General features: G+C 59.0%; 13 protein-coding genes and 1 riboswitch. Of the genes, 7 read left to right on the forward strand and 6 right to left on the reverse strand.

Translation table 11 applies throughout. From position 1 onward, the window contains the following. Nucleotide 1: 1 nt before the first annotated feature. From thiS to dnaK, 5 genes are all read right to left on the reverse strand, one after another. The gene (gene thiS, locus ACR3E0_RS01380) at nt 2-196 is read right to left on the reverse strand and encodes a sulfur carrier protein ThiS (protein ID WP_480475450.1); all 195 of its coding nucleotides are present in this window, start codon (nt 194-196) and stop codon (nt 2-4) included. Beyond that, nucleotides 180-1,157 (reverse strand): FAD-dependent oxidoreductase, encoded by a 978-nt coding sequence (locus ACR3E0_RS01385; RefSeq protein ID WP_480475452.1) that lies wholly within the window; start codon nt 1,155-1,157, stop codon nt 180-182. The genes thiS and ACR3E0_RS01385 overlap by 17 nt, the downstream gene beginning before the upstream one ends. Further along, nucleotides 1,154-1,957: a bifunctional hydroxymethylpyrimidine kinase/phosphomethylpyrimidine kinase gene (thiD, locus tag ACR3E0_RS01390; RefSeq protein ID WP_480475454.1), complete on the reverse strand. Its 804-nt coding sequence runs from the start codon at nt 1,955-1,957 to the stop codon at nt 1,154-1,156. Before thiD ends, ACR3E0_RS01385 begins: the two co-directional genes overlap by 4 nt. A 46-nt stretch (nt 1,958-2,003) precedes the next feature. After that, a riboswitch (TPP riboswitch) is annotated at nt 2,004-2,110 on the reverse strand. A gap of 130 nt (nt 2,111-2,240) precedes the next feature. Further along, complete coding sequence (gene dnaJ / locus ACR3E0_RS01395; protein ID WP_480475456.1) at nt 2,241-3,383, reverse strand: molecular chaperone DnaJ; 1,143 nt, start codon at nt 3,381-3,383, stop codon at nt 2,241-2,243. A gap of 74 nt (nt 3,384-3,457) precedes the next feature. Beyond that, nucleotides 3,458-5,365, reverse strand: coding sequence for a molecular chaperone DnaK (dnaK, locus tag ACR3E0_RS01400; RefSeq protein ID WP_480475458.1), 1,908 nt, complete (start codon nt 5,363-5,365; stop codon nt 3,458-3,460). A gap of 214 nt (nt 5,366-5,579) precedes the next feature. On the opposite strand from dnaK, the gene ACR3E0_RS01405 reads away from it, so the two are divergent. Beyond that, on the forward strand, nt 5,580-6,182 hold the full coding sequence (locus ACR3E0_RS01405) for an alpha-ketoglutarate-dependent dioxygenase AlkB family protein (protein ID WP_480475460.1): 603 nt from the start codon (nt 5,580-5,582) through the stop codon (nt 6,180-6,182). Here the strand turns inward: ACR3E0_RS01405 and ACR3E0_RS01410 are convergent. Beyond that, entirely contained in the window at nt 6,179-7,000 is an 822-nt protein-coding gene (locus ACR3E0_RS01410; protein ID WP_480475462.1) for an ABC transporter permease, read from the reverse strand. The genes ACR3E0_RS01405 and ACR3E0_RS01410 overlap by 4 nt on opposite strands. 122 nt (nt 7,001-7,122) lie before the next feature. On the opposite strand from ACR3E0_RS01410, the gene cysQ reads away from it, so the two are divergent. The 6 genes from cysQ to ACR3E0_RS01440 all read left to right on the forward strand — a co-directional run bounded on the left by cysQ (nt 7,123) and on the right by ACR3E0_RS01440 (nt 13,698). After that, the gene (gene cysQ / locus ACR3E0_RS01415) at nt 7,123-7,920 is read left to right on the forward strand and encodes a 3'(2'),5'-bisphosphate nucleotidase CysQ (RefSeq protein ID WP_480475464.1); all 798 of its coding nucleotides are present in this window, start codon (nt 7,123-7,125) and stop codon (nt 7,918-7,920) included. Then, nucleotides 7,920-8,720: a 3-deoxy-manno-octulosonate cytidylyltransferase family protein gene (locus tag ACR3E0_RS01420; protein ID WP_480475466.1), complete on the forward strand. Its 801-nt coding sequence runs from the start codon at nt 7,920-7,922 to the stop codon at nt 8,718-8,720. Before cysQ ends, ACR3E0_RS01420 begins: the two co-directional genes overlap by 1 nt. A gap of 70 nt (nt 8,721-8,790) precedes the next feature. Continuing rightward, complete coding sequence (galE, locus tag ACR3E0_RS01425) at nt 8,791-9,774, forward strand: UDP-glucose 4-epimerase GalE (RefSeq protein WP_480475468.1); 984 nt, start codon at nt 8,791-8,793, stop codon at nt 9,772-9,774. Between the two features lie 10 nt (nt 9,775-9,784). After that, nucleotides 9,785-10,828 (forward strand): glycosyltransferase family 2 protein, encoded by a 1,044-nt coding sequence (locus tag ACR3E0_RS01430; RefSeq protein WP_480475470.1) that lies wholly within the window; start codon nt 9,785-9,787, stop codon nt 10,826-10,828. A gap of 186 nt (nt 10,829-11,014) precedes the next feature. Beyond that, nucleotides 11,015-12,001, forward strand: a complete 987-nt coding sequence (locus ACR3E0_RS01435) for a glycosyltransferase family 2 protein (protein WP_480475472.1) — start codon at nt 11,015-11,017, stop codon at nt 11,999-12,001. Beyond that, on the forward strand, nt 11,998-13,698 hold the full coding sequence (locus tag ACR3E0_RS01440) for a DUF5927 domain-containing protein (protein WP_480475474.1): 1,701 nt from the start codon (nt 11,998-12,000) through the stop codon (nt 13,696-13,698). Before ACR3E0_RS01435 ends, ACR3E0_RS01440 begins: the two co-directional genes overlap by 4 nt.

Below are 13,698 nucleotides of genomic sequence, written 5' to 3' on the forward strand. Positions count from 1 at the left end.
ATCAGCCCCCCTGCATGGGCGACAGGACTTCGACCCGGTCGCCGGCTTTCAGCATGTGGCCAATGCGCAGGCTGGACGGCACAAATTCTTCGTTCACTGCAGTTGCGACGCGACCGTAGAACCCGAATTCCGCCAACAGATCGGACAGGGTTGTTGCCTGTGTGTCGCAGGCTTCTCCGTTAAGCACGATCTTCATCGACCATCTCCGAATGTTTGTTGTCCAGCGCCAGATCGGCAACACCCTGTGCCAGGGCAGGCGCCAATAGGTAGCCGTGGCGATGCAAACCATTGGCAAAAATAGTGCGCCCCAGCCGTCGGATTCGCGGCAAATTGTCAGGGAATGCGGGGCGCAGATCGACACCGATCTCCAACACCTCGGCTTCGCCGAAAGCCGGGTTCAATGCATACGCCGCGCTGAGCAGTTCCAGCATCGAACGGGCAGTGATCCGGCTGCTGTCCTCAGACTCGATCATCGTTGCGCCCAGCATGTAGACACCATCACCGCGCGGAACGATGTAGAGCGGCATCCGGGGATGTAACAGGCGGACCGGGCGGGTCAGCGTGACATCCGGGCAGCGGATCACCAACATCTCACCCTTCACACCGCGCAGGTCGCCGAGATAGTCGCGCGCGTGCAAGCCACGGCAATCAATCGCATTGTGCAGTTGCGGCGGCGCAAGTTTCTGGTGGAATGTCACGCCCTGATTGCGCAGGCTGCGATGCAAGTCCGTCAAGGTGCACCGTGGATCGATATGCGCCTCGGATCTGAAATACAGCGCTTTTGAGAAACCTGGCAGATCAGGCTCTAATTCTGTGATTTCGGTGCCACTGACTTCGGTAAAACCCTCGGTACGGCGGGCAAATCGGCGCAGGTCCGGCAGATCGCGTGGGTTGGCAACAACCAGCGTTCCACGGCGGGACACCTGTGTTCGTTCTGCCCACCAGTCGATGGAGATCTGACCCAGTCGCAACACCGGCTCTTCGGCGTTTTCATATTCGCACCACGGGGCCAGCATGCCCCCCGCCCACCAGGAGCACCCATGCGGGCCCGGACGGCCGCCGGGATCATAGACCTCAACCTTTGCACCGCGCGAAACCATCTCGCTTGCCACCGCCAGACCGGCAACACCTGCCCCTATGACAGACCAGACCGTCATGCGGACCAAACCGCGTGGAAATGATGCACCGGACCGTGGCCTGACCCGACCTGCAATTCATCTGCGCGGGCAATTGCCGCCTGCAGGTATTGATGGGCTTGGGCCGTCGCAACTGGCAAATCCATCCCGCAGGCAAGGCCAGCGGCAATGGCAGAGGACAGTGTGCAGCCGGTCCCATGGGTGTTCTTGGTGGCGTGACGAGGGGCTTGATAGTCAGCGATGACGCCAACCGCGGTTATCAAAAGGTCATGACAAACGTCGCCGTTTCCATGGCCGCCTTTCATCAGCACCGCGTCGGCACCCAACGCGCACAGCGCGCGGCCCTGCATCTCCATCTCTTCCGGTGTGTCAGCCGCGTCCGTGTTCAGCAATCGCGCGGCCTCGGGCAGGTTCGGCGTCAGAACAGTGGCCACTGGCAGCAAGACATCACGAAGCGTTTGGATTGCATCATGTGCCAGCAAGGCGTCGCCGGACTTGGCAACCATCACCGGATCCAGAACCACCGGCCCATCGAAATCCGCAAGACCTTCGGCAACTGTCCGGATGATCTCGGGTGTCGCGAGCATGCCGATCTTGATGGCTCGCACATCAAGATCGCTCAGCACGGCATCAATCTGGGCGGAAATGATATCCAGCGGTATTCCATGCACGGCGGACACCGCATGGGTGTTCTGCGCCGTGACCGCAGTGACAACACTGGCACCAAAAACGCCCAGCGCGGACATCGCCTTGAGATCGGCCTGAATCCCGGCCCCGCCGCCGCTGTCGGATCCTGCTATGGTCAGGGCAATAGGTGCCATGTCGTTGCTCCATCTCGGTCTGGACAACGGTGGCATGGAAAACGTCTGTAGACTTGAGACCGTTCCCTCCGCCGGTATTGCCCGGATCAGGTTCGATGGGTTGACGCATGCACGCCTCTCAGCCCAGAAATCAGGGCACCCCAACGGTTGATCGGACAATCTCAGGGGTTCGGGTGGGAATCAAGGGCCAATACGCCGCAGTATCCGGCCAAACTGGACTTATACGACGAAAAAAGCCGGTCCAAACAGACCGGCCTCGTTTTTTGCAATCAGGGTTCTGAAGTCAGCCTTTCATTCCGTCCCAGAATGACTTGACGGACGAAAAGAAGCTCTTGGATTCGGGGTGGTTGTCTTCCCCCAGATCATCGAACTCGCGCAGCAGCTCTTTTTGGCGGCTGGTCAGATTGACCGGCGTTTCGACGGCCAGTTCGATGAACATGTCACCGACACCGCCTCCGCGCAAAGCTGGCATGCCCTTGCTGCGCAGACGCATCTGGCGACCGGACTGGCTGCCCGCCGGAATTTGAATGCGACCGCGGCCACCATCGATGGTGGGAACTTCAATCGATCCGCCCAGCGCGGCCTTGGCCATGCTGACCGGTACCCGGCAATAGAGGTTTGTGCTGTCGCGCTCGAACAGTTTGTGCTCGGACACTTCGACAAAGATATAGAGATCACCGGGAGGACCGCCGCGCATGCCGGCCTCACCCTCACCCGCCAGCCGGATACGGGTGCCGGTTTCCACACCGGCAGGGATATTGACGGAGAGCGCGCGTTCTTTCTCGACACGGCCCGAGCCCTGACAGGATTTACAGGGGTTCTTGATGATCTGGCCAAGCCCGGAACAGGTCGGGCAGGTGCGCTCTACTGTGAAAAAGCCCTGTTGTGCACGAACCTTTCCCATGCCGGAACAGGTCGGGCATGTGGTCGGTTCCACGCCGCCTTCGGCGCCGCTTCCATCACAGGCCGAACAGGCAACCGCGGCCGGAACATTGATTGTCTTTTGCAGACCTGCATAGGCCTCTTCCAGGCTCACGCGCAGATTATAGCGCAGATCGGAACCGCGCGCGGCCCGGCGTCCGCCACCGCCCCGCTGACCACCCATGAAATCGCCGAACAGATCGTCGAAGACATCCGAGAACGCACTGGAAAAATCGCCCTGTCCAAAGCCGCCACCCGGACGACCGCCCCCCATGCCGTTTTCAAAGGCCGCATGACCAAAGCGATCATAGGCGGCTTTTTTTTCGGCATCACGCAGCACGTCGTAGGCTTCGTTCGCTTCCTTGAACTTCGCCTCGGAATCCGGGTTGTCCTTGTTGCGGTCGGGATGCAGTTCCTTTGCCTTCGCGCGAAAGCCCTTTTTGATCTCGTCCGCCGATGCGCCCTTGGACACGCCGAGCACATCGTAATAATCGCGTTTTGACATCAGTGGTTCCTTATGTCTCAACGTATGCGGGCCGGCCCGGCAACCGGACCGGCCCGCATTGGCCCGGTTACCCGTTAGTTACGCTTGTCGTCGTCCAGATCTTCGAACTCGGCATCGACGATGTCGTCATCACCCGGTGCGGCATCGGCTGCGGCGGGCTCATCCTCCGCCTCTTCCGACTGCGCCTTATAGATCGCCTCGCCCAGCTTCATGGCCGCTTCGGTCACGTTTTGAATACCCGACTTGATCTTGTCGGCATTCTCGGTTTCCAACTCGTCCTTGAGCGCGGCAATCGCCAGTTCGATGGCTTCGATCGTGGTCGGGTCGACCTTGTCGGAATGCTCTTCCATCGATTTTTCGGTCGCGTGGATCAGGCTTTCCGCTTGGTTCTTGGCTTCGACCAGCTCCTTGCGGGCCTTGTCCGCCTCGGCGTTCTCCTCGGCGTCCTTGACCATCTTTTCGATGTCGTCATCCGACAGGCCACCCGAGGCCTGAATGGTGATCTTCTGCTCTTTGCCGGTGCCCTTGTCCTTGGCCGAAACCGAGACAATGCCGTTGGCATCGATATCAAAAGTCACCTCGATCTGAGGCATGCCGCGCGGTGCGGGCGGGATGTCTTCGAGGTTGAACTGACCCAGAATCTTGTTGTCCGTGGCCATTTCACGCTCACCCTGGAACACACGAATGGTCACGGCGTTCTGGTTGTCCTCGGCGGTCGAGAAGACCTGGGACTTCTTGGTCGGAATGGTCGTGTTGCGGTCGATCAGGCGGGTGAATACACCACCCAGCGTTTCGATGCCCAGCGACAGCGGAGTCACGTCCAGCAGAACAACGTCTTTGACGTCGCCCTGCAGAACACCGGCCTGAATGGCGGCGCCCATGGCAACCACTTCATCCGGGTTCACGCCTTTGTGGGGCTCTTTGCCGAAAAACTTGGTGACCTCTTCGATCACTTTCGGCATCCGGGTCATACCACCGACCAGAACAACTTCGTCGACGTCGCCAGCCGACAGGCCCGCGTCTTTCAGGGCCGCCTGACAGGGCTTCATCGACTTCTTGATCAGGTCGCCAACCAGCGATTCCAGCTTGGCGCGGGTCAGTTTCATGACCATGTGCAACGGCTGACCGTTGGCACCCATCGAGATGAACGGCTGGTTGATCTCGGTCTGTGAGGTCGAGGACAGCTCGATCTTGGCTTTCTCGGCAGCTTCTTTCAAACGCTGCAGGGCCATCTTGTCGGCAGACAGATCAACACCGTGTTCCTTTTTGAACTCATCCGCCAGGTAGTTGACGATGCGCATGTCAAAGTCTTCACCACCCAGGAAGGTGTCGCCATTGGTCGATTTGACCTCAAACAACCCGTCGTCGATCTCCAGAATGGTCACGTCGAAGGTACCACCACCAAGGTCATAAACCGCGATGGTCTGGGTTTCCTGCTTGTCCAGGCCATAGGCAAGCGCAGCAGCCGTCGGTTCGTTGATGATCCGCAGCACTTCCAGACCGGCGATCTTGCCCGCGTCCTTGGTGGCCTGACGCTGTGCGTCGTTGAAATAGGCCGGAACGGTGATAACCGCCTGCGTGACTTCCTCACCCAGATAGCTCTCGGCGGTTTCCTTCATCTTGCCCAGAGTGAAGGCCGAAATCTGGCTTGGGGAGTACTTTTCACCGCGGGCTTCGACCCACGCGTCGCCATTGCCGCCATCGACGATGGCGTAAGGCACCATTTTCTTGTCTTTTTCGACTTCGGCATCATCCACGCGACGACCGATCAGACGCTTGACGCCAAAGATCGTGTTGTCGGGGTTGGTGACCGCCTGACGTTTTGCAGGCTGACCGACCAGACGCTCATCTTCGGTGAAGGCGACGATCGAAGGCGTGGTCCGCGCCCCTTCGGCGTTTTCGATGACCTTCGGCTGCGAGCCGTCCATGATGGCCACACAGGAGTTTGTGGTGCCGAGGTCAATCCCGATTACTTTTCCCATATTTTTAATCCCTTTCTCTTCAAGGCGATGTCCCGAGGCATAGACCCGTTATGGCATCCCGGCCCCGATCTGATATGCACGAACGGCTCTACACCATCGCGCGTCCCGGCGTATATAAGGGCGTGATGAAAGGCCTGCAAGCGTTGAGAAAAGCAGGTTTTCGGGAATCTGAAGCCTTTTTGGCAAGGATTTGGAAAGGAATGGGGTTTCTTGAATGGCGCGGGTGCTTTTGCGCGGTTTCGATATCAGAAAAGGGTATCTGGATGCTGCAGCACAGACAAATATGGTCGAGTCCCTGCGTCCGATTCTGAAAGCCGCGCCGCTGTTCCGCCCGATCACACCATCCGGCAAGGAAATGTCGGTGCGCATGACCTCGGCCGGTGCGCTCGGTTGGGTCACCGACCGGTCCGGCTACCGGTATCAGGACCAGCATCCCGGGGGCGGGCGCTGGCCCGATATTCCCGACCCGATTCTGGATGTGTGGCGCGATCTGGTCGACCCAGACCGCGCGCCGGATTGCTGTCTGATCAACTATTACGGAGACGGCGCAAAAATGGGTCTGCATCAGGACAAGGACGAGGCGGATTTTTCATGGCCTGTCCTGTCCGTGTCGCTGGGCGATGATGCGTTGTTCCGCATCGGCAACACGTCACGCGGCGGCAAAACGGAATCGATCTGGCTGAACTCTGGCGATGTGGTGATCATGGGCGGGCCCGCGCGCCTGACCTATCACGGCGTGGACCGGATCCGGCTTGGATCGTCGCGGCTGCTTCCAAAAGGCGGCCGTATCAACTTGACCATGCGGGTGGCGCGTTAACGGCGTGCATTCCAGCTTTGCGAGACGTGCTTGCGGGTGAAAAACTCGGCCAGCAACCCGATCATCAGCAGGGTGATTCCGACCCACAGCGCATACTCCCAGCTTGTATTGCGCGGAAAGTAGTTGCGGAATACGAACCCGCGGCACTGGTCGATGATATGAAACAGCGGGTTCCACGCGAACATCATCAAGAGACCGCCCCCAAGCGCGTTGGCGACAAACATCTTTCCCGAAAACACCATGTTCATGCGCCTGTAGATGTTGCTGAGCATCGTTACGGTCGTGGGAAACCACGGCTTGATTGCCATGAATACCAGGCCAACGGTGCACCCGGTGAACCAGGACAGGATCAGCATGGCAAACGCCCCGCCGGGGTCTTGAATATCCAGCGGTGCCACCGCGACGCTGTAGATGAACAGGATCACCAGTATGGCCATCAGCTGCCGATAGAGTGTGCCGAAAGCAGCCGCCAGGATCATGACCATCACGTTCATCGGCGAATGCAGCATCATCGGGTTATTGGCGGATCCGACACCGGTAAGCGAACTGACCGACTGGATATGCGTCATGAACAGAAAGACGCCCGACAAAACATACAGAATGAACTCACCCCGGATTTTGGCCACCCGCGTGCCCATGAAAGACATGATCAGGTAAAACACGGTCGCCATGATGACGATCTGCACGACGCTGATCAGGATTGCGATCACGGCATTCGAATGTTGGGCGCGCACGTTGCGCACCACGGCGTGAAACACCAGCTCTGCCGTTGTGAACGCGCCGCCCAGCAGCGTTTGATTTCGCCTGAAATAGAACACTCGAAGGGTCTTTCCCGCCTTGTCGCCTGTATTCTGGCACGAATATCTTGCCGATCCGTAACCGGCACATCATAAGTCCGTCAGGATTTCGGATCAACAAACCACAGGAACGGAGCATTTTTGTGACCTACGACGCCCTTATTCCCGTCATCAGACGCCTCGCGCTTGAGGCGGGCGACAAGATCATGGAGATCTACGAGGCGGATGATTTCGAAGTGAAGGTCAAATCGGATTCCAGCCCTGTGACCGAGGCCGATGAAGCCGCAGACGCGCTGATCTCAGCCGGTCTGCGTCAGGCGTTTCCCGACATCCTTCTGGTGACCGAAGAACAGGCCGCCTCCCATGCGGAAAAGGGCGATACCTTCCTGATTGTCGATCCGCTGGATGGCACCAAGGAATTCATCAACCGGCGCGGCGATTTCACCGTCAATATCGCCTTGGTCGAGAACGGTGTTCCGACCCGCGGTGTGGTTTACGCCCCCGCGCGCGGCCGGATGTTTTATACACAGGCCGATGGCCAGTCGGTCGAGGAAACAGGGGCGCTGAACAAGGAACAGCCGGGCAGCGTGACGCCGATATCGGTCTCTGACCCGGATAATTCCGCCCTTTTGGTTGTCGCGTCGAAATCGCACCGCGATCAGGCCACCGACGATTACATCAACAAGTATCGGGTGCAGGACAGCAAAAGCGCAGGCTCATCGCTCAAGTTTTGCCTGGTCGCAACCGGTGAAGCCGACCTCTATCCGCGTGTCGGACGCACGATGGAGTGGGATACGGCCGCCGGCCACGCCGTGCTGGCCGGTGCGGGTGGCAGCGTTGTCCGTTTTGACGACCATACACCACTGGCATATGGCAAAGACGGCTATGCAAACCCGTTTTTCATCGCTTATGCGCCGGGTGTCGAGCTGAAGGAGGCCTGATGTCCGTTCTGATTGCGATACCTGCCCGATACGCCTCGACCCGCTATCCCGGGAAACCGCTGGTGCCCCTGGCCGGAGCGAGCGGAACCGCAATGACGCTGATCGAACGGTCTTGGCGCGCGGCCAAGTCGGTTGCGGGCGTGGACCGCGTCGTCGTCGCCACAGATGACGACCGCATCCGCGACGTATCCGAGGGGTTCGGGGCCGAGGTTGTGATGACGTCCGAGACCTGCGGTAACGGAACCGAACGCTGTGCTGAAGCACACGAGGTGCTGGGCGGCGGTTACGAGATCGTGGTGAACCTGCAGGGCGATGCGCCGCTGACGCCGCACTGGTTCGTCGAAGACCTGATCTCGGGCCTGCGTTCCGCACCGGATGCCGAGGTCGCGACACCGGTGCTGCGTTGCGACGGCGACGCGCTGAACAGCCTGCTGAATGACCGCAAACACGGACGTGTCGGTGGCACGACTGCCGTGTTTGCCGCCGATCACAGCGCATTGTATTTCTCAAAAGAGGTCGTGCCCTATACGGCACAGACCTATGCGGGTGATGCACCCACGCCGGTGTTTCACCATGTTGGCGTCTACGCCTATCGCCCCGACGCCCTGGCCGCATATCCCGGCTGGCCGACCGGACCATTGGAACATCTTGAAGGTCTGGAGCAACTGCGGTTCATGGAAAACGGGCGCAAGGTTCTGTGCGTCGAGGTTGAGGCCAAAGGCCGCCAGTTCTGGGAGTTGAACAACCCGCAGGACGTGCCCAAGATCGAGGAAATGATGGCCGCCATGGGGTTGGAGTGACCCATTTTCCCCATGACGCCACTTCCCCGCATAACCTAGACTGGCCTGACACGCAGGGATTGGATCGCTCATGTCGACTGTACTGGTAACCGGCGGGGCCGGGTACATTGGATCGCATGCCTGCAAGGCATTGGCGCGGGCAGGTTACACGCCGGTCACCTACGACAACCTGATCACCGGCTGGCAGGACGCGGTGAAATTTGGCCCGTTTGAACAGGGCGATTTGCTGGACCGCGCGCATCTGGATGAGGTTTTTGCCAAACACCAACCCACGGCGGTCATGCATTTTGCGGCGCTCAGCCAGGTGGGCGAAGCGATGCAAGAGCCCGGGAAATACTGGTCAAACAACGTCACAGGATCGCTGACGCTGATCGAGGCGGCGGTTGCGGCCGGATGTCTGGATTTCGTTTTCTCATCGACCTGCGCAACCTATGGCGACCACGACAACGTTGTTCTGGATGAGACCACATCTCAGCATCCGTTGAACGCTTATGGCGCGTCGAAACGCGCGATCGAGGATATCCTCAGGGATTTCGAAGCCGCGCATGGGCTGCGCCACGTGATCTTTCGCTATTTCAATGTGGCCGGTGCGGACCCCGACGGCGAGGTCGGTGAGTTCCATCGCCCCGAGACACATCTGGTCCCGCTTATGCTGGACGCAATTGATGGCAAACGGGACGGGTTGACGGTTTTTGGCACCGACTATGACACGCCGGATGGCACCTGCATTCGCGACTATGTGCATGTCTGCGATCTGGTGGACGCGCATGTGCTGGGGCTGGAGTGGCTGGAGCACGGTAAAGGCAGCCGCGTCTTCAACCTTGGGACCGGTTCGGGATTCTCGGTGATGGAGGTGATCGACAAATCAAAATCCGTCACCAACCGACCTGTGCCCTACACCACCGGCCCGCGACGGGCCGGGGATTGCACAAAGCTGGTATCCGGTTCGGTCCGTGCCGAGACGGAACTGGGCTGGACCCCAAAAAGATCCACGTTGGAGACCATGATCACCGATGCATGGCGCTGGCACCAGACCGGGCACTACGAAAAGTGAGGGTACGGCGATGACCGGCGCGGCGGCTCAGGCCCTGCCCCAGATTGGCTGGGCACAAAAGTACCGCCTGCGCTGGAAACGCCGCCGCCTGCTGTGGAGGTCCCTGCGCAGTCGCACGCAGCTGTCCAATCTGAAGGACAAAACGAGCCGGATCGCGCGCGGCGACATTCTGGCCTATACGACACTGCGCAACGAAATCAATCGGTTGCCCTGGTACTTCCACCACTATCGCCAGCTTGGCGTGAACCACTTTCTGATCGTGGACAATGGCAGCGATGATCGATCGGTCGAGTATCTGCTGGATCAGCCGGATGTGTCGCTGTGGCAGACCCATGCCAGCTATCGCGCGGCCCGGTATGGGTTGGATTGGCTGACATGGCTGCAAATGCGCTATGGCCACGGGCATTGGACCCTTATGTCTGATGCGGATGAATTGTTGATCTACGCCCACCACGATACGCGGCCCTTGCAGGATCTGACGGCCTGGCTGGACAAAAACGGGCGTTCGGCGTTCGGCGCGCTGATGCTGGATCTTTACCCGCAGGGGCCATTGGGCGCTCAGGCCTATGATCCGGAAACGGATCCAACCGAGCTTCTTTGCTGGTTCGATAGTGCGCCATACCGGGTCCGGCGACAAAGCCCGATGGGCAATCTGTGGGTTCAGGGGGGTGCCCGTGAGCGCATGTTCTTTGCTCAAACCCCGCAACGCTCACCCACGTTGAACAAGATCCCGTTGGTTCGATGGTCGCGGCACTATGCTTTTGTGAATTCCTGCCATTCTGCCCTACCTAGATGTCTGAATACACTCTATGATGGACCGGACGGTGACACGCCGTCAGGTATTTTGTTGCATACAAAGTTCCTACCGGAAGTTGTCGAAAAGTCCCGGATCGAAAAACAGCGGCGCCAGCATTTTCACGATCCCGACCAATTCGCGCCTTACTATGATGGAATTATTGACCGGCCTGTCATGTGGGGCCCAGAGTCCCAGCGCTACACAGGTTGGAAGCAGTTGCAGCAGCTTGGGTTGATGAATCAGGGCGGTTGGACCTGAGAGCCAGACAAAAAGGCCAAAATACCATGCCGGAAACTAACGTCTTTTAAATCCGTTGCCTCGAAAGATGTAAAAGTGGCATAAATCCTCAATATCCCGGCACCAAACAGAATTTGGCGGGTCAGGGGGTCGCTCGCGTCAAAATAAAGGTTGGGCAGTCACGTGAGCCTGTTGGACTCTTATCGGATGAGATTGCGGCGCAAGCGCCGTATTCTGCGCTGCCTGAAAAAGCGACGTGAACTCAAGCCAGCCAGCGCCAAGACGGATGCGATCCGCCCCGGCGACGTGTTGTTGATGAGTGTGGTGCGGAACGAAAAAATCCGGCTGCCGTTTTTTCTGAACTATTACCGCAAGCTGGGCATCGACCACTTTCTGTTCATCGACAATGACAGCGATGATGGCGGCTTTGAGTTTCTGCAGGCGCAGCCCGATGTCTCGGTCTGGCGCACGACAGCCAGTTACCGCCGTTCGACATTTGGAATCGACTGGTCGAACTACCTGCTGCGCAAATACGCGCACGGGCATTGGGTTCTGACCGTCGATCCCGATGAGTTCTTCATCTACCCGTTCTGCGACACGCGCCCGATCCGCGCGCTGACCGACTGGCTGGATGGCTGTGCCGTGCGCAGTTTTGGCACGATGCTGATCGACATGTACCCCCAAGGCCCAGTTGACGATCAGCCTTATCACGAGGGGCAGGACCCGTTCGAAATTGCGCGGTGGTTCGATTCCGGAAACTACATGATCACCAAGAATCCGGACTACGGGAACCTATGGATTCAGGGCGGTCCCCGGGCACGGGTGTTCTTTCGCGACACTCCGTCCAAAGCACCAGCGCTGAACAAGATCCCGCTGGTGAAATGGGACCGGCGCTATGTCTATGTCAGTTCAACCCATTCCCTGCTGCCCCGGGGCCTGAACCAGGTCTACGATGAATGGGGCGGTGAAAAGACCAGTGGCGCGCTGCTGCACGCCAAGCTGATCGACACTTTGGGCAAAAAAGCGCAAGAAGAACTGCAGCGCGGTGAGCATTATCGCAGGTCGGGCGAATACAAGGCCTATGCCGAACAGTTGCAGGAGAGGCCGGTTTTTTGGTGCGACCGATCCGAGAAATACATCAACTGGCGGCAGCTTGAGATTCTGGGCCTTATGTCCAAAGGAAACTGGGCATGAGCAGTCTTGGCATCGTCATGCTGGTGCACACGGCGCTGGACCGGGCAGAACAAGTCGCCCGCCACTGGACCGCCGCAGGCTGCCCGGTGGTTGTCCACGTCGATCGCAAGGTGCCCGGCGATGTCTATTCCGGTTTTGTGACCGCGTGTTCCGACGATCCGCTGATTACCTTTTCCGATCGGCACATTTGCGAATGGGGCGGCTGGGGCATCGTTGCAGCATCGCAATCCGCATCGGAACAGATGCTGGAGACCTTCCCGGATGTCCGTCACGTGTTCCTGTCCTCGGGCGCCTGCCTGCCGCTGCGCCCGGTGCAGGAGCTGATCGACTATCTGTCCGACCGGCCCCGCGTCGATTTCATCGAAAGCGCAACCACGGCGGATGTCAGCTGGACCATCGGTGGGCTGGATCACGAACGCTTCACCCTTCGGTTCCCGTTTTCCTGGCGCAAACGGCGCAAGCTGTTCGACCGCTACGTGAAACTGCAACGCGCGCTGGGCATCCGCCGGCGCATACCGGACGGTCTGATGCCTCACATGGGAAGCCAGTGGTGGTGTCTGACCCGGCAAACCTTGTCCGCAATTCTCCAGGACCCCAAACGACAAACCTATGACAAGTATTTCCGCCATGTCTGGATACCCGACGAAAGCTATTTTCAAACTCTCGCGCGGCTGTATTCCACTCATATCGAAAGCCGGTCGCTGACGCTGTCCAAGTTCGACTACCAAGGGCGCCCGCACATCTTTTACGATGATCACCTGCAGTTGCTGCGCCGTTCCGACTGCTTTGTCGCACGCAAGATATGGTGGCGGGCGGACCGGCTGTACCAGTCCTTTCTCACCGACGAGACCGGGGCCATGAAACCCGCGGAGCCCAACCCTGGTAAAATCGACCGCTTGTTTTCCAAGGCGGTCGAACGGCGCACCCGCGGCCGGGATGGGTTGTACATGCAAAGCCGCTTTCCGCGGCATGGCAGCGAAAACGGTCTGACCTCATCGCAATATTCGGTGTTTCAGGGATTTACCGAGCTGTTCGAAGATTTCGAACCCTGGCTGACGCAGGCGAGCGGTGCCAAGGTGCACGGGCACCTGTTTGGACCGGAACGGGCAGAGTTCGCCGATGGCGAGACGATCTCGAACGGTGCGCTCAGCGATTGCGCGACCTTGCGCGATTACAATCCGACGGCGTTTCTGTCGAGCCTGATCTGGAACACACGTGGTGAGCGCCAGTGCTTTCAGTTCGGGCCAACCGACACGCAAAAAATCAACTGGTTCCTCGCCCGGGATAAAAACGCGCAGATCTCGGTTGTCACCGGCGCCTGGGCCATCCCGTTGTTCCGGTCAAACATGAACTTTGCCGATATCCGCAACGAGGCCGCCCGTCTGCAGCAGATCGAAACCAAGCAGCTTGAGGTTTTGACCTCGGTCTGGACCAAGGCAAGGGTTCGCAGCTGGTCGCTGGCGGAATTCGTCGAATCTCCTATGGAACCGTTGCAATCCGTCATCGAAGAAATCGGACCACATCAGCTCAGCCACTTGACCGAGGCCCCGACCATGGTCGATCTGTCCGGTTTCGGGCAGTTCCTGCAAAACCTCAAGAACCAGGGCATGCACCCCTATCTGATGGGCGATTTTCCGGCCGACGATGTCTTTGGGTCGCAGACGAAACCCTTCCGCAAACCCTATCTGGTTCAATAG

It is taken from the genome of Ruegeria sp. AJ12 (assembly GCF_056536245.1).